Raw genomic sequence first — 15,422 nt, forward strand, 5'->3', positions numbered from 1 at the left:
TCTCTCGTGCCCGTAGATTTCCTTGTCTTGCGGGCGTTTCTAGGCTGGGCGGCGTGTGCCGCATTTTCGAGAATGCCAAAATCGGACGCCTTGATTTTTTAGCCCAGCCAATGCTTCGGCGAGCGATTTTGCATTGGCCATGGCCAAGGGACGGCCGCCCAACCGTCCTGTCTGGTAGCAGCAACCAGCGTCGATTGAGATCAGGCCGCGCCGAGGCGGAGATCGCCCGTCTCAATATGCCGGAGAAACCAGGCATAGGTCTGCTCCAATCCGCTCTGAAGCGAGTATCGCGGGCGCCAGCCCGTGGCAAACAGGCGTGACACGTCCATCAGCTTGCGCGGTGTGCCGTCCGGCTTCGTCGCATCGAATGTGAGCACCGCCTCGGCGCCGACGACGGACAGCATGGTGCGGGCCAGCTCGGCGATGGTGATGTCTTCGCCCGAGCCGACATTGACGTGGCTGTCGCCGGAATAGTTTTTCAGCAGCCAGACCAGAGCGTCGGCGGCGTCGTCGACATGCAGGAACTCGCGCATCGGCGTGCCCGATCCCCAGACCTCCAGGGTTTTGTCGCCGGCGCGCTTGGCCTTGTGCGCCTTGCGCATCAGGGCTGGTACGACATGGCTGGTGGACAGCTCGAAATTGTCGCCGGGGCCATAGAGGTTGGTTGGCATCGCCGAGATGTACTCGACACCGTATTGGCGCCGATAGGCCTGGCACAGTTTCAGCCCAGCAATCTTGGCGATCGCGTACCATTCGTTGGTCGGTTCGAGCGGACCGGTCAGCAAGGCGTCCTCGGAGATCGGCTGCGCCGCAAATTTCGGATAGATGCAGGACGAACCGAGGAACAGTAATTTCTGCACCTCGTTGCGAAAGGCGCTCTCGATGACATTGGTCTGCATGATCAGATTGTCCTGCAGAAAATCGACCGGCAAGCTGTTGTTTGCCAGGATACCGCCGACCTTGGCCGCTGCCATCACCACCGCATCCGGCCTGTGGCCAGCCATCCAGTGCCGAACGCCGGCCTGATCCATGAGATCGAGTTCATCGCGGGATGCGGTCAGGACCTCGCAGTCCTCGTCCCCCAGCCTGCGCAGGATGGCCGAGCCGACCATGCCGCGATGCCCGGCCACGAAAACGCGCTTGCCGTGAAGGTCGAAATCCATTGGCGTATCCCTATGCAGAACGGCTGCTGTGACCATCTGGCGTCGGCGCGCCGGATGGCCTGCCTCGGACGCATACCGCATACAGATTTGCCCGGACAAGGCAAATCGGAGACTTGGACGAACTCTTCTTGTGGTATGGCGGTCAGACACCCGCCACGGCGCACAGGCTCTTCATTCTTGCGACGGCAAGCTCCGGGTCGGCCAGCAACCCGGCCTGGTCGGCAAGGCGGAACACATCGGCGTAGTGGCAAATGCCGCGCGCCGATTGCATGCCGCCGACCATCGAAAAATGATCCTGGTGGCCGTTCAGCCACGCCATAAAGACGATACCGGCCTTGTAGTACTCGGTCGGCGCCTCGAAGATTTTCCGCGACAGAGGGACCGTCGGCGCCATCAGCGCGTCATAGCCGGCGCGGTCGCCGTCGGCCAGTTTCGCCAGCGCGGCATTGGCGACCGGCGCGATGGCGTCGAAAATCCCGAGCAGCGCGTGCGAATGTCTTTCGCCATCGCCGGCGATCAGCTCGGGGTAGTTGAAATCGTCGCCGGTGAACATGACGACCCCTTCAGGCAGCCGGTTGCGCAGGGCAACCTCTTTGCCGGCATCGAGCAGCGATATCTTGATCCCCTCGACCCTGCCGGCGTGGCTTTCGATGACGGCGATCACCGTGTCGAGCGCGGTGTCGAAATCAGGGCTGCCCCAATAACCCTTCAGCGCCGGATCGAACATGTCGCCCAGCCAGTGCAGGATGACCTTGCCGGACGATTGAGACAGGATGCGGTCATAGACGCTGATATAATCGTCGGGACCCTTGGCGACAGCCGCTAGCGCGCGGCTGGCCATCATGATCGCCTTGCCGCCCAGGCCTTCGATGAAACCGAACTGCTCTTCATAGGCCGCGATGACATCGTCGAGCGACCTGACGGTCCCTGGCGCCAGATGGTCTGTTCCGGCACCCGAGGCGAGATCGGCGCCGTCGACGGTTCGCGCCTCGGCGGTCGAGCGGCGGATCAATTCCCTGGCGTTTGTCCAGTCGAAACCCATGCCACGCTGTGCGGTATCCATCGCCTCGGCGATACGAAAGCCGAGCCGCCACAGATGATGGCGGAACGCCATCGTGCGCTCCCAGTCGACCGCTGGATGAGACCACGGATCGGTCATCGCGAGGGGGTCGGCAACGACATGGGCGGCGGCATAGGCGATGCGGGAAAACCGCGCGCCGATCACCGGCTGTGCCGGCTGGCCGACAAGGCGGTAGCGAGTGCCGCGACCGCCGTCCTCGGGCAAGGCAATGTCCATCGATCTCTCCCTTGATCGCGCACCCGTATAAATGGAACGTTCCAAAAAATCAACCTTCTACGATTTCTCAGTCCACGGCGCCAAAATGCTGCACGCAGAGAGAAATACCCTTAAAGTGGAGCCATTAACTGCTGAGAACTCGTTTTTCTGAATTCGGGAAAATCCTGATTGACTCAAATCCAGCCCGGAATTAGAACGTTCCAATAATCTGACCAGAAAATACCGGGAGGACGGATCTGGATGGCCAGCAGGCCCAAGGCGACGATACTCGACATTGCCCGCGAGGCGGGCGTGTCCAAGTCGACGGTGTCGCTCGTGTTGCAGGGCAGCGATCTGATCCGGCCTGAGACCGCGCTGAAGGTCCGCAAGGCGATCGAGGATGTCGGCTATGTCTACAACCGCGGTGCCGCCAATCTGCGCAAGGCCCATTCCAACGTCATCGGCATGGTCATCAACGATCTCACCAACCCGTTTTTCGCCGAAATGGCGGTCGGCATGGAGCGTGTCTTCCAGTCGGCGGGCGTCGTGCCGTTCATCGCCAACACGGCGGAGAACCCGGTGCGCCAGGAAGAAGTGCTGAAATCGCTGATGGAGCAAGGTGTCGCCGGCCTGATCGTCTCGCCGGCGCGCGGCACGACTCCCGGTGCGTTCCGCCGCATCGAAATGGCGGGCCTTCCGATCGTCTTCACCATGCGCCGCCTTCCTGAAAGCCGCATTCCGGTGATCGCGCCCGACAATCATCGCGGCGCCTGGCTCGCCACCGCCCATCTGATCCGCAAAGGGCATCGCCGGCTGGCGTTCTTCGGCGGCTCATCGGACCTGGTGGTTTATCATGAGCGGCTGGGCGGATTTCGTGAGGCCCGCGAGGCGCTCGGCATCGCCAAGCGCGATACACTGGTCGTCGAAGGCGAAACCAGCCGCAAGGGCGGCATTGCCTGCCTGGAAACAGCTCTCGCGATGGCCGAGCCGCCGACCGCGGCGCTGTGCTTCAACGATGCGGTCGCCTTCGGCGTCATGCTGGCGCTGCGCAAGCGCGGCCTCGAGCCCGGTGCGGATTTCGCCGTCGTCGGCTTCGACGACGTGATCGAAGCCCAGCATTACATGCCGGCGCTGACCAGCGTCGCGGTGGATTCGGCAGGCCTGGGCGAGCGCGCCGCCCATGTCATGCTGAAGATGATCCAGTCGCGCACCACGCGCGCCGAGGACCATATCGGCGCCGTCAACCTTGTCATCAGGGACAGTTGCGGTCCTGATCGCCGTGCTGGAATGGGAGACGCGGCATGACCGTCAAATGGGGACTGATCGGCGCAAGCACGATCGCCAGGCAATTCATGATCAACGCCATCCGCGCGCAACCGAACAACGAGATCGCGGCGGTGATGAGTTCCAGCCCGGAGCGCGCCACTTCCTATGCCAAGGAGAACGGCATTCCGCTTGCCGTCTCGACGCTCGATGAATTGCTCGGCTCCGACATCGACGCCGTCTACATCTCGACCACCAACGAACTGCATCTCGAACAGGCACTAGCCGCCATCAGGGCGGGAAAACATGTGCTGTGCGAAAAGCCGTTGGCGCTGACCAGCGCCGATGCGCGCGCAATGGTCGCCGCCGCCAAAGCTGCCGGCATCGTGCTCGGCACCAACCACCATCTGCGTAATGCCGGCTCGCACCGGGCGATGCGCGAAGCCATCGCCGCCGGCCGCATCGGCAGACCGATTGCCGCGCGCGTCTTCCACTCCGTCTATCTGCCTGAGAATCTGCAGGGCTGGCGTATCACCAGGCCGGAAGCCGGCGGCGGCGTGGTGCTCGACATTACGGTGCACGACGCCGATACGCTGCGCTTCGTGCTCGGCGACGATCCGCTCGAGGTTTCGGCGTTCACCCAGGCCGCAGGCATGGCCGCCGGCGGCCTCGAGGACGGCGCCATGTGCATCTGGCGCTTCAAATCGCGCGTCATCGCCCAATCGCATGAGGGTTTCACTACCAAATTCGCCGGCACCGGCTTCGAGGTGCATGGCAGCGAAGGCTCCCTGATCGCGCAGGATGTGATGACGCAGAAGCCGATCGGCTCTGTGCTGCTGCGCACGGCAAAGGGCGAGGAGGAATTGAGCTTCGACCGCGAAGATCTCTATGTCCGTTCCCTGCGCCAGTTCCATGCGGCGATCCGTGGCGAAGGCCAGCCGTCGGCCACCGGCGAGGACGGCGTCTGGTCGCTGACATCAGCCGAAGCGGCGTTGCAATCCGCCAAGTCCGGCAAATCAGCCGCGATCGATCCGAAACTCGGGGGCGCAGGGTGAGCAAGCTCGTCTCCGCAGCGCAAGCCGCCAGCCTGATCAGGGACGGCATGGTCGTTTCCGTGTCGTCGTCGAGCGGTCTCGGCTGCCCGGATGCGGTCCTTGCCGCCATCGGCGAGCGTTTCGAGGCAGAAGGCCATCCGAAGAACATCACGACGCTGCACCCGATTGCCGCCGGCGACATGTACGGCATCAAGGGCATCGACCATCTGGCCAAGCCCGGCCTGTTGAGGCGGACGCTGTGCGGCTCCTATCCCTCCGGCCCGTCATCTTCGGAGCCGCCGCAGATCTGGAAGATGATCGGCGACAATTCGGTCGCCGCCTACAACGTGCCCTCAGGCATATTGTTCGACATGCATCGCGAGGCCGCCGCCAAGCGCCCCGGCGTGCTGACCAAGGTCGGCCTCGACACGTTCGCCGATCCGCGTCACCAGGGCTGCGCCATGAATGCGGCCGCGAGCGAGCCGATCGTTTCGGTGCAGCAGTTCGACGGCGAAGAATGGCTCTATTTCCGCTCGATCGTGCCTGATGTGTCGATCATCCGGGCGACGACGGCCGATGAGCGCGGCAACCTCACCTATGAGCATGAGGGCGCCTATCTCGGCGGGCTGGAACAGGCGCTCGCCGCCCGTAACAACGGCGGCATTGTCATCGCGCAGGTCAAGCGCGTCGTCGAGAACGGCACGCTGAAACCGCACGACGTGCGCGTGCCCGGTGTGCTGGTCGACCACATCGTGGTCGCGGCCGATCAGTTGCAGACGACACTGACACCCTACGACCCGGCCATCTCGGGCGAGATCTTCCGGCCGCTGTCAAGCTTCCGCAACGCCGAAATGAATGTCCAGAAGGTCATTGCCCGCCGCGTCGCCATGGAGCTTGCCGCCGGCATGGCGGTCAACATCGGCTTCGGCATCTCGGCCAATGTGCCGCGCATCCTTCTCGAGGAAGGCCAGCACGGCAAGGTCACCTGGGTGATCGAACAGGGCGCGGTCGGTGGCGTGCCGCTGCTCGACTTCAAGTTCGGCTGCTCGTCGAACGCCGACGCCTTCATGCCTTCGCCACACCAGTTCATCTACTTCCAGGCCGGCGGTTTCGACGCGTCGCTGTTGTCCTTCCTGCAGATCGACCGCTACGGCTCGGTCAACGTGTCGAAGCTTTCAGCGAGGCCGCACGTCACCGCCGGCGCCGGCGGCTTCGTCGATATCACCGCGCGGGCGAAGAAGATCGTGTTTTCCGGTTTCTTCAATGCCGGCGCCAAGCTGTCGCTGGCCGATGGCGGCATCCGCATCGACGGGGAAGGCAAGGTCAAGAAGGTGGTCGGCGAGGTTGAGCATATCTCCTTCTCGGGCAAGCGCGCCGTCGCGCAAGGGCAGGACATCACCTATGTCACCGAACGCTGCGTCATGAAGCTGACGCCGGATGGGCTGATGGTGACTGAGCTGGCACCCGGCATCGACCTTCAGCGCGACGTGCTGGCGCAGGCCGAGATCCCGCTCGATGTCGCCAACGACCTGAAAGTGACACCGGACGCGCTCTATCGTGACCGGCCGATCGGACTGTCGCTCAATGGCGGCGCCCCGCTTGGAGGCGCGCATGGCTGAGCGTCTCGTCACCTTTGAAACCGACGGCGACCTCGGCATCGTCACGCTGCGCCGGCCGGAGAAATTCAACGCGATCGACATCCCGATGCTGCGCGCGCTGGAAGCCGCGCTCGATACGGCCGAGGCCGCGGACGGCGTCCGCGTCGTGCTGCTGTGTGGCGAAGGCAAGGGCTTTTGCGCCGGCGGCGACGTCGAAGCGTGGTCGCGAATGAGTGCCGCCGATTTTCAGGTGCAATGGGTGCGCTATGGCCACCGCGTCTTCGACCGGCTGGCGCGGCTACGGCAGCCGACCATCGCCGTGCTGTCCGGCCATGCGCTGGGCGGCGGGCTTGAACTGGCGGTCGCCTGCGACTTCCGCGTCGCCGAGGCGCAGGTGAAATTAGGCTTCCCGGAAACCTCGATCGGCGTGGTGCCCGGCTGGTCCGGCACGCAGCGCGCGGTGCGCCGCTTCGGCGCGCAGACGGTGCGGCGCATGGCAATCGGCGGCGAGACGTTCGTGGCGGCCGATGCACTCGCTCTGGGCATCGTCGACCGGGTGGTCGACACGGGCAAGGCGTTCATCGAGGCCAAGGCCTGGGCCGGCAAGATCGCCGAGCGCGGCCCGCTGGCAACGGAGGCCGCCAAGCTGATGATCGCGGTCGCCGAGGGCGAGGAAAGTGCTGCCGCGACAGAGGCGCTGGCCAGCGGCTTCATCGCGCTGACCGGCGACCTCAAGGCCGGCATCGACGCTTTCAAGACTAAGCAGAAACCAGCGTTTTCAAGATCCTAAAAAGCATGCGGAACCTGGAAATCACATGAACTTGCCCCTCACCATCGCCATGCCCGCCGAGGCATCCGCAGCACCGAAGACCTACCGGCTGCTGATCGATGGCAAGTTCGTCGATGCCCGCGACGGCCGCACACTGGAGCGCAACAGCCCCGGCCACGGCTTCACCGTTTCGCGCTATGCACAAGCCGGCGCGGCCGAAGTCGAGGCGGCGGTGACCGCCGCGCACAAGGCTTTTGAGACCGGCCCGTGGCCGCGCATGAAGGCAGCAGAGCGCGCCGCGATCCTGCTCAAGGCGGCGGACCTGATCGAGGCGCGGCTCGAGGAGATTGCCCGGCTCGACGCGCTGGAATCCGGCAAGCCGATCGCCCAGGCGCGCGGCGAGATCGGCGGCGCCGTCGACATCTGGTGCTATGCCGCGGCGCTTGCCCGCACGCTCCATGGCGAAAGCTATGCCAATCTCGGCGACGCCATGCTGGGCGTCGTGCTGCGCGAACCGATCGGCGTCGTCTCGATCATCACGCCGTGGAATTTTCCGTTCCTCATCGTCAGCCAGAAATTGCCGTTCGCGCTCGCCGCCGGCTGCACGGGGGTGGTGAAGCCGAGCGAGATGACCTCGGCCTCGACCTTCGTGCTCGGCGACATCCTGATGCAGGCCGGCTTGCCGGATGGCGTCGTCAACATCCTCGCTGGCCTGGGCGCGGATGTCGGCGCGCCGATGGTCAGCCATCCGTTGGTCGAGATGGTGTCGTTCACCGGCTCCACCCGGGTCGGCAAGATGACCATGGCGTCGGCTGCGAACTCTCTGAAGAAAGTCTCGATGGAGCTCGGCGGCAAGAACGGGCAGATCGTCTTTCCAGACGCCGACCTCGAAGCGGCGGCCGACGCGGCGGTGTTCGGCGGCTTTTTCAACGCCGGCGAATGCTGCAACGCCGGCAGCCGGCTGATCGTCCACGAGGCGATCGCCGACGACTTCCTCGGCGCAGTGAAGGCGCTCACCGCAAGGGTCACCGTCGGCGATCCGCTCGATATCAGCACCAAGGTCGGCGCGATGATCTCTTCCGAGCACCTGGCCAAGGTGACCGGCTATGTGGCGGCGGCGGCAAACGACGGCAGCAGCGTCTATAGCGGCGGCAAGCAGATCGCCTCCAGTGCCGGTCAGTATCTCGACCCGACCATCCTTCGCGGCGTCACCGAAGACATGGCCATTGCACGTGAAGAAGTGTTCGGCCCGGTGCTCTCGGTACTGACGTTTGAATCGATTGAAGACGCGTTGCGCATCGCCAACAACACGCCCTATGGTTTATCGGCGGGTGTGTGGAGCGCCAGCATCGACACCTGCATGTCGGTGGCGCGGAATGTGCGTTCGGGAACCGTTTGGGTGAACACGTTCATGGAAGGTTATCCCGAGCTGCCTTTCGGAGGCTACAAGCAGTCCGGTCTCGGACGCGAACTCGGCAAGCGCGCCGTCGAGGACTATACCGAGGAAAAGACGATCCAGTTTCATCGCGGCCAGCGCACCGGATGGTGGGTCGGCTGAGTTGGGAAGAACCCGGCGGACAACCGCCGGTCGTGTCGCTGCAACAAGGGAGGAAGTACATGTTGCGCAAATTGCTTATCGGAACGGCTCTCGGCTCGGGTCTTGCGTTCGCGGCTCACGCTCAGGACGTCAAGGAAGTCGAGATGCTGCATTGGTGGACGTCTGGCGGCGAAGCGGCTGCTTTGAACGTGCTCAAGGAGGATCTGGCCAAGCAAGGTTTTGCCTGGAAGGACGTGCCCGTGGCCGGCGGCGGCGGCGACGCCGCCATGACCGCGCTGAAGGCGATGGTCGCGGCTGGCAACTACCCGACCGCCTCCCAGATGCTCGGCTATACCGTACTCGATTATGCCGCGGCCGGCGTGATGGGCGACCTGACCGAGACGGCGGTAAAGGAAGGCTGGGACAAATCCGTTCCGGCCGCCCTGCAGAAATTCTCGGTCTATGACGGCAAGTGGGTCGCGGCTCCGGTCAACGTCCACTCCGTCAACTGGCTGTGGATCAACAAGGCGGTGATGGATAAGATCGGCGGCACCGAGCCCAAGACCTTCGACGAATTCATCGCGCTGCTCGACAAGGCCAAGGCGGCGGGCGTCATCCCGCTCGCGCTCGGCGGCCAGAACTGGCAGGAAGCCACCATGTTCGATTCGGTCGTGCTGTCGACCGGCGGACCTGAGTTCTACAAGAAGGCCTTCAACGACCTCGACGAGGAGCAGCTCAAGTCCGACACGATGAAGAAGTCGTTCGACAACCTTGCCAAGCTCGTCACCTATGTCGACCCGAACTTCTCCGGCCGCGACTGGAACCTTGCCACCGCCATGGTCATCAAGGGCGATGCGCTGGTGCAGGTCATGGGCGACTGGGCCAAGGGCGAATTCAACGCCGCCAAGAAGACCCCGGGCACCGACTTCCTGTGTTACCGCTTCCCGGGCACCGACGGCAGCGTGGTCTACAACTCCGACATGTTCGGCATGTTCGACGTTCCGGAGGACCGCAAGGCCGCCCAGGTTGCGTTAGCCACCGCCACTTTGTCGAAGAGCTTCCAGTCGGCTTTCAACGTCGTCAAGGGCTCCGTCCCGGCCCGCACCGACGTGCCCGACACTGACTTCGACGCTTGCGGCAAGAAGGGCATGGCCGACCTGAAGGCCGCCAACGAAGGCGGCACGCTGTTCGGTTCGCTGGCGCAAGGCTATGGCGCGCCGCCGGCCGTCGCCAATGCCTATAAGGACGTCGTCTCGAAATTCGTCCACGGCCAGATCAAGACCTCGGACGAGGCCGTGACCCAGCTGGTTAACGCAATCGAAGACGCCAAATAAGAACCGGCATGAAAGGACCTTCCCCGCTCCGGTGGGGAAGGTTCCACCAAGCCAGGATGGTCGGCCTCTGGTCGGAATGGCGCCGGCGATCAACCAACACGCCCCGTCTCGACGGGGCTATCCTTCCCCGCCTGGCGGTGAAGGGACCCCGAGAGGGAGGAGCCCATGACAACGGTCGCGACCCAGATCAAGCTGACGCCTGAGCATAATGCGCGCCCGCGCGCCTCGGTGCGTTCGCGCCTGCAGGACGCGCTGCCGAAGATCGTACTGGCGCCAAGCTTTGCGATCACCATCGTCTTCGTCTACGGCTTCATCCTGTGGACGGTCTATCTGTCCTTCACCAACTCCAAGACCTTCCCGTCCTATGCCATATCAGGGCCGCGCGCCTATCAGCGGCTGTGGCGCTGGACTTTCGAGAGCGACCCGCCTTCGAGCTGGTACACGTCGATCACCAATATGGGCATTTTCGGCTTTCTCTACATCTTCATCTGCCTGGCGATCGGCCTTTTCCTAGCCATCCTGCTCGACCAGAAGATCCGCGGCGAAGGCATGTTGCGGCCGATCTACCTCTACCCGATGGCGCTATCCTTCATCGTCACCGGCGTCGCCTGGAAATGGTTCCTCGATCCCGGCCTCGGCCTCGAGCAGACGCTGCACCAGTGGGGCTGGACGAGCTTCCATTTCGACTGGATCAAGAACAAGGATTTCGTCATCTACACCGTGGTGATCGCCGGCGTCTGGCAGGCGTCCGGCTTCATCATGGCAATGTTCCTCGCCGGCCTGCGCGGCATCGACGGCGAGATCATGAAGGCGGCGCAGATCGACGGCGCCACCACTTTCCAGCTCTATCGCCGGATCGTCATCCCGCTGCTGCGGCCGGTGTTCCTCTCGGCCTTCATCGTGCTCGCCCACCTCGCCATCAAGTCCTACGATCTGGTCGTAGCGCTGACCAGCGGCGGGCCGGGCGGTTCGGCCTGGCTGCCTTCGAACTTCATGTATGAGTACACCTTCAAGCGAAACGAAATGGCCGTCGGCTCGGCCAGCGCCGTAATCATGCTGATGACCATCACCGCGATCATCGTGCCCTACCTCTATTCCGAGCTCAGGGAGCGGCCGCGATGAGCGTCATTTGCACGCCCGCTCGCCAGAGCACTGGCATCAGCGCCAGGACCGTCAACCGCATCGTCATCTACGGCCTGCTGGCGCTGTTCGCACTGTTCTACCTGATGCCGCTGTTCGTCATGCTGGTGACTTCGTTCAAGACGATGGACGAGATCCAGAACGGCAACATGCTGGCACTGCCGCAGGCGCCGACCTTCGAGCCGTGGCTAAAGGCGTGGGGCGAGACCTGCGTCGGCCTGACCTGCACCGGCATCAAGGGCTATTTCTGGAACTCCATCAAGATGGTGGTTCCGGCGGTGCTGATCTCGACATTGCTCGGCGCGCTCAACGGCTATGTCCTGACCAAATGGCGCTTCCGCGGCCACACGCTGGTCTTCGGACTGATGCTGTTTGCCTGCTTCATCCCGTTCCAGTCGGTGCTATTGCCGATGGCGACGATCCTCGGCAGCCTCGGCCGCTTCGGCGTGACGCTGCGAAACGCCACGGGATTTTCATTCGGCTTGGGCAATCCGACGGTCAACCTGGTCTTTGTCCACGTCGTCTATGGGCTCGGCTTCACCACCTTGTTCTTCCGCAACTATTACGAGGCCTTCCCGACCGAACTGGTCAAGGCGGCACAGGTCGACGGCGCCAGCTTCTTCCAGATTTTCCGGCGCATCATGCTGCCGAATTCGATGCCGATCTTCGTCGTCACCGTCATCTACCAGTTCACCAACATCTGGAACGACTTCCTGTTCGCCTCGGCCTATGCCGGCACCGGCGACGCGATGCCGATGACTGTGGCGCTGAACAACGTCGTCAACACCTCGACCGGCGTCGTCGAATACAACGTCAACATGGCGGCGGCGATGATCGCCGCACTGCCGACCCTGCTCGTCTACGTGGTCGCTGGCCGCTATTTTGTGCGCGGCCTGATGGCCGGCGCCGTCAAAGGATAATCGCATGGCTTTTCTCGAAATTGATGGGCTGAGGAAGCGGTTCGGATCGGTCGAGATCCTGAAGGGCATCGACCTCGATCTCGAAAAGGGCGGCTTCCTCGTGCTGGTCGGCCCGTCCGGCTGCGGCAAGTCGACCTTGCTCAACACCATCGCCGGCCTGGAAACCATCACCGAAGGCGAAATCCGTGTCGACGGACGGACGATCAACGATCTCCACCCCTCGAAGCGCGACATCGCCATGGTGTTCCAGAGCTACGCGCTCTATCCAAACATGACGGTCGCGGGAAACATTGCCTTCGGCATGGAAATGCGCGGCGTTCCGGCTCAGGAGCGCCAGAAGGCGATCGACAAGGTGGCGAAAGTGCTGCAGATCGGCCACCTCTTGCAGCGCAAGCCGAGCCAGCTTTCCGGCGGCCAGCGCCAGCGCGTAGCCATGGGCCGGGCGCTGGTTCGCGACCCCAAGCTCTTTCTCTTCGACGAGCCGCTCTCCAATCTCGACGCCAAGCTGCGCGTCGATATGCGCATCGAAATCAAGCGCCTGCATGCAACCACCGGCACGACAATCGTCTACGTCACTCACGACCAGATCGAGGCGATGACGCTGGCCACCAAGATCGCGGTGATGCGCGACGGCGAGGTGCAGCAGTTCGGCACGCCTGCCGAAATCTACAACAATCCGACCAATCTGTTCGTTGCCGACTTCATGGGCTCGCCGGCCATGAACCTGATTCCGGCGACGATCGGCGGCAACGGCAATGCATTGTCCGTGGTGCTGCAGCGCGAGGCGCGCGAGCCGATCTCGCTGCCGCTGGCCGATGCGCCGACGGGTCTGTCGGCATTCCACGACAGGCCGATCATCTTCGGCGTTCGCCCAGAGGCGCTGACCGATCCCGAAGGGGCCGAACGCAACGCATCGAACATCGCCACCGCCGACTGTCACATCGAGGTCGTGGAACCGGCCGGCTCCGACACTTTCGCCGTCACCAACCTGGGAGGCAAGGCTGTGGTGGCGCGTCTGCGCGCCGACGCCAACATCCAGCCGGGCACCAGCACGCCGCTCGCCTTCAACCTGACCAAGGCGGTGTTCTTCGATCCGGCGACCGAGAACCGTATCCTCTGACAGCCATGACAAACCCGGACATCGTCATCATCGGCTCCGGCATCGGCGGCGCCACGATCGCTTCCGGCCTTGCCGGCAGCGGCGCCTCGATCCTGATGCTGGAGCGCGGCGAGAAGCTGCCGACAACGCCGCACACGCGCGACACGCGCGCCATCTTCGTCGACGGCCACTACCGGCCGAAGGAAATGTGGCGCGAGGCCGGGGGTGCTGCGTTCAATCCCGGCAACTACTATTATGTCGGCGGCAATTCGAAATTCTATGGCGCAGTGCTGATCCGCTACCGCAGGCAAGACTTTTCCGCCATGGAGCACTATGGCGGCATCTCGCCGGCCTGGCCGTTCTCCTATGAGGAGTTCGAGCCATGGTACTCCAAAGCCGAGCAGCTTTTTCGCGTGCGCGGCGCACTCGGCGAAGACCCGACCGAGCCGTTCCACTCCATTCCCTATGCCTTCGGGCCGGTGCCGGACGAGCCGCCCATCGCCCGCGCCCGAGCCGAACTCAAGGGCCTCGGCCTGCACCCGGCATCGCTGCCGCTCGGTGTCGACATCGATGCCTGGCTAAAGGACGGCAAGACAGGCTGGGACGCATTTCCCAACACCGGAGCCGGCAAAGTCGACGCCCAAACGGGGCCGCTGGCGGCGGCACTTGCCGACCGGAACGTCGAGCTCGAGACCAGTGCCCATGTCGAATATCTCGAAGCGTCATCGGATGTCAGAACGATCGCCGCCGTTCACTATCGCCAGAATGGCACGCTGAAGAAAGTGACGCCGAAATTGGTCATTCTCTCGGCCGGCGCGGTCAATTCGGCGGTCATCCTGCTGCGCTCGCCCTCTCCTGACGGCAAGGGCCTCGCCAACCGTTCCGACCAGGTCGGCCGCAACTTCATGAACCACAATTCGAGCGCTATGCTGGCGATCGATCCGCGCCGCAGGAACACATCCGTCTACCAGAAGACGCTGATGCTCAACGACTACTATCTGTCCGACGGCAAAGGCGGCAAGCCGCTCGGCAACGTCCAGCTTCTCGGCAAGATCGACGGCCATATCCTGAGGGCCAACGTCAGGCTTGCACCCAAATTCGCGCTGGACTTCATGGCCGGCCACGCCGTCGACTGGTACCTGATGTGCGAGGACCTGCCCGATCCCGAAAGCCGCATCATGGTCGACGGCAAGGATATCGTCATGCAGTGGCGGCGCTCCAACATGCAGTCGCTCGACGGGCTGACCAAGGTGATGCGCGAGAATTTCCGTGCCTGCGGCTATCCGATCGTCCTTTCGCGGCCTTTCGACAAGCGCACGCCGTCGCATCAGTGCGGAACGGTCAAGATGGGCGACGATCCGGCGACCTCGCCGCTCGACCCGTTCTGCCGCTCGTTCGACCACCGGAACCTGTTTGTCGTCGACGCTAGCTTCCTGCCGAACTCGGCGGCGGTCAATCCGGCGCTGTCGATCGCAGCACAAGCACTGCGCGTCGCCGACCACATCCGCAAGACGGAGCTTGTCGCATGACCCGCCCGGCAGCCATCGTCACCGGCGGCGCACGCGGCATCGGCCTCGCTTGCGCCGCAGCGCTGGCCGATGCGGGCTTCGACCTCTTTGTCGTGGACCTTGCCGAAAAAGCCGCCGACCGACTTGCCGCTGACATCACCGCCCACGGCGCGAAATTCGCCTATCATTGCGGCGACATCGCCGATCTCGACAGCCATGCAGCGCTGGTCGATGCCGCGACAAGTGCCTTCGGTCGCATCGATTGCCTGATCAACAATGCCGGCATCAGTGCGGTCGTGCGCGGCGACCTGCTGGAACTGAGACCGGACAATTTCGACCGGATCCTCAGCATTAATCTGCGCGGCACCGTCTTCCTCAGCCAGGCCGTTGCCAGGGCGATGCTTGCAACGCCGGGTGATTACCCCCGATCGATCATCACCATCACCTCGGTCAGCGCCGAAATGGCCTCGCCCGAACGTGCCGACTATTGCATCTCCAAAGCTGGGCTTTCGATGTGGGTAAAGACCCTCGCGCTGCGGCTCGCCGCCGAAAATATCGGTGTGTTCGAGGTGCGGCCGGGCATCATCCGCACCGACATGACATCAGGCGTAACCGCCAAATACAACGCGTTGATCGACGGCGGGCTGGTGCCGGCGAAGCGCTGGGGCGAAGCCGCCGATGTCGGCGCCGCGGTGGCGGCACTCGTCGGCGGCAAGCTCGGCTTTTCGACCGGCTCGATCATCAATGTTGACGGCGCACTGTCGGTGCCGAGGCTGTGAAC

The 15,422-nt window shown here is 63.6% G+C and carries 13 protein-coding genes; 11 read left to right on the forward strand and 2 right to left on the reverse strand.

The window, feature by feature from the left end:
- Positions 1-200: 200 nt before the first annotated feature.
- Positions 201-1,163, reverse strand: a complete 963-nt coding sequence (fcl, locus tag ACWUKX_RS20370) for a GDP-L-fucose synthase (RefSeq protein ID WP_456008642.1) — start codon at positions 1,161-1,163, stop codon at positions 201-203.
- A 142-nt stretch (positions 1,164-1,305) separates the two neighbouring features.
- Positions 1,306-2,460 carry a dihydrodipicolinate synthase family protein gene (locus tag ACWUKX_RS20375; RefSeq protein ID WP_456008644.1) on the reverse strand — a complete coding sequence of 385 codons (1,155 nt, stop codon included), beginning with the start codon at positions 2,458-2,460 and terminating at the stop codon, positions 1,306-1,308.
- A gap of 240 nt (positions 2,461-2,700) precedes the next feature.
- Here ACWUKX_RS20375 and ACWUKX_RS20380 point away from each other — a divergent pair, with 240 nt between their 5' ends.
- The 11 genes from ACWUKX_RS20380 (at position 2,701) to ACWUKX_RS20430 (ending at position 15,420) form a co-directional block, all read left to right on the forward strand.
- Entirely contained in the window at positions 2,701-3,744 is a 1,044-nt protein-coding gene (locus tag ACWUKX_RS20380) for a LacI family DNA-binding transcriptional regulator (protein WP_456008645.1), read from the forward strand.
- Positions 3,741-4,757 carry a Gfo/Idh/MocA family protein gene (locus tag ACWUKX_RS20385; RefSeq protein WP_456008646.1) on the forward strand — a complete coding sequence of 339 codons (1,017 nt, stop codon included), beginning with the start codon at positions 3,741-3,743 and terminating at the stop codon, positions 4,755-4,757. The genes ACWUKX_RS20380 and ACWUKX_RS20385 overlap by 4 nt, the downstream gene beginning before the upstream one ends.
- Positions 4,754-6,355: an acyl CoA:acetate/3-ketoacid CoA transferase gene (locus ACWUKX_RS20390; RefSeq protein WP_456008647.1), complete on the forward strand. Its 1,602-nt coding sequence runs from the start codon at positions 4,754-4,756 to the stop codon at positions 6,353-6,355. The genes ACWUKX_RS20385 and ACWUKX_RS20390 overlap by 4 nt, the downstream gene beginning before the upstream one ends.
- On the forward strand, positions 6,348-7,124 hold the full coding sequence (locus ACWUKX_RS20395) for an enoyl-CoA hydratase/isomerase family protein (RefSeq protein ID WP_456008648.1): 777 nt from the start codon (positions 6,348-6,350) through the stop codon (positions 7,122-7,124). Before ACWUKX_RS20390 ends, ACWUKX_RS20395 begins: the two co-directional genes overlap by 8 nt.
- A 25-nt stretch (positions 7,125-7,149) precedes the next feature.
- Complete coding sequence (locus ACWUKX_RS20400) at positions 7,150-8,661, forward strand: aldehyde dehydrogenase family protein (protein WP_456008650.1); 1,512 nt, start codon at positions 7,150-7,152, stop codon at positions 8,659-8,661.
- Between the two features lie 59 nt (positions 8,662-8,720).
- Positions 8,721-9,974, forward strand: a complete 1,254-nt coding sequence (locus tag ACWUKX_RS20405) for an ABC transporter substrate-binding protein (RefSeq protein WP_036262246.1) — start codon at positions 8,721-8,723, stop codon at positions 9,972-9,974.
- A 165-nt stretch (positions 9,975-10,139) separates the two neighbouring features.
- On the forward strand, positions 10,140-11,096 hold the full coding sequence (locus ACWUKX_RS20410; protein WP_456008651.1) for a carbohydrate ABC transporter permease: 957 nt from the start codon (positions 10,140-10,142) through the stop codon (positions 11,094-11,096).
- Positions 11,093-12,034, forward strand: coding sequence for a carbohydrate ABC transporter permease (locus tag ACWUKX_RS20415; protein ID WP_456008652.1), 942 nt, complete (start codon positions 11,093-11,095; stop codon positions 12,032-12,034). The genes ACWUKX_RS20410 and ACWUKX_RS20415 overlap by 4 nt, the downstream gene beginning before the upstream one ends.
- A gap of 4 nt (positions 12,035-12,038) precedes the next feature.
- The gene (locus ACWUKX_RS20420) at positions 12,039-13,154 is read left to right on the forward strand and encodes an ABC transporter ATP-binding protein (RefSeq protein WP_202366049.1); all 1,116 of its coding nucleotides are present in this window, start codon (positions 12,039-12,041) and stop codon (positions 13,152-13,154) included.
- A gap of 5 nt (positions 13,155-13,159) precedes the next feature.
- The gene (locus tag ACWUKX_RS20425; RefSeq protein ID WP_456008653.1) at positions 13,160-14,662 is read left to right on the forward strand and encodes a GMC oxidoreductase; all 1,503 of its coding nucleotides are present in this window, start codon (positions 13,160-13,162) and stop codon (positions 14,660-14,662) included.
- Entirely contained in the window at positions 14,659-15,420 is a 762-nt protein-coding gene (locus ACWUKX_RS20430; protein WP_456008654.1) for a 3-ketoacyl-ACP reductase, read from the forward strand. Before ACWUKX_RS20425 ends, ACWUKX_RS20430 begins: the two co-directional genes overlap by 4 nt.
- Positions 15,421-15,422: the final 2 nt, after the last annotated feature.

The sequence above is a fragment of the Mesorhizobium sp. f-mel genome, assembly GCF_053850215.1.

Bases quoted from the DNA above. Each gene is read 5' to 3' on its own strand.
- ACWUKX_RS20395 (WP_456008648.1), top strand. From the start codon at position 6,348: ATGGCTGAGCGTCTCGTCACCTTTGAAACCGACGGCGACCTCGGCATC.
- ACWUKX_RS20430 (WP_456008654.1), top strand. From the start codon at position 14,659: ATGACCCGCCCGGCAGCCATCGTCACCGGCGGCGCACGCGGCATCGGC.
- ACWUKX_RS20385 (WP_456008646.1), top strand. From the start codon at position 3,741: ATGACCGTCAAATGGGGACTGATCGGCGCAAGCACGATCGCCAGGCAA.
- ACWUKX_RS20415 (WP_456008652.1), top strand. From the start codon at position 11,093: ATGAGCGTCATTTGCACGCCCGCTCGCCAGAGCACTGGCATCAGCGCC.
- ACWUKX_RS20375 (WP_456008644.1), bottom strand. From the start codon at position 2,460: ATGGACATTGCCTTGCCCGAGGACGGCGGTCGCGGCACTCGCTACCGC.
- ACWUKX_RS20380 (WP_456008645.1), top strand. From the start codon at position 2,701: ATGGCCAGCAGGCCCAAGGCGACGATACTCGACATTGCCCGCGAGGCG.
- ACWUKX_RS20420 (WP_202366049.1), top strand. From the start codon at position 12,039: ATGGCTTTTCTCGAAATTGATGGGCTGAGGAAGCGGTTCGGATCGGTC.
- fcl (WP_456008642.1), bottom strand. From the start codon at position 1,163: ATGGATTTCGACCTTCACGGCAAGCGCGTTTTCGTGGCCGGGCATCGC.
- ACWUKX_RS20410 (WP_456008651.1), top strand. From the start codon at position 10,140: ATGACAACGGTCGCGACCCAGATCAAGCTGACGCCTGAGCATAATGCG.
- ACWUKX_RS20400 (WP_456008650.1), top strand. From the start codon at position 7,150: ATGAACTTGCCCCTCACCATCGCCATGCCCGCCGAGGCATCCGCAGCA.
- ACWUKX_RS20425 (WP_456008653.1), top strand. From the start codon at position 13,160: ATGACAAACCCGGACATCGTCATCATCGGCTCCGGCATCGGCGGCGCC.
- ACWUKX_RS20405 (WP_036262246.1), top strand. From the start codon at position 8,721: ATGTTGCGCAAATTGCTTATCGGAACGGCTCTCGGCTCGGGTCTTGCG.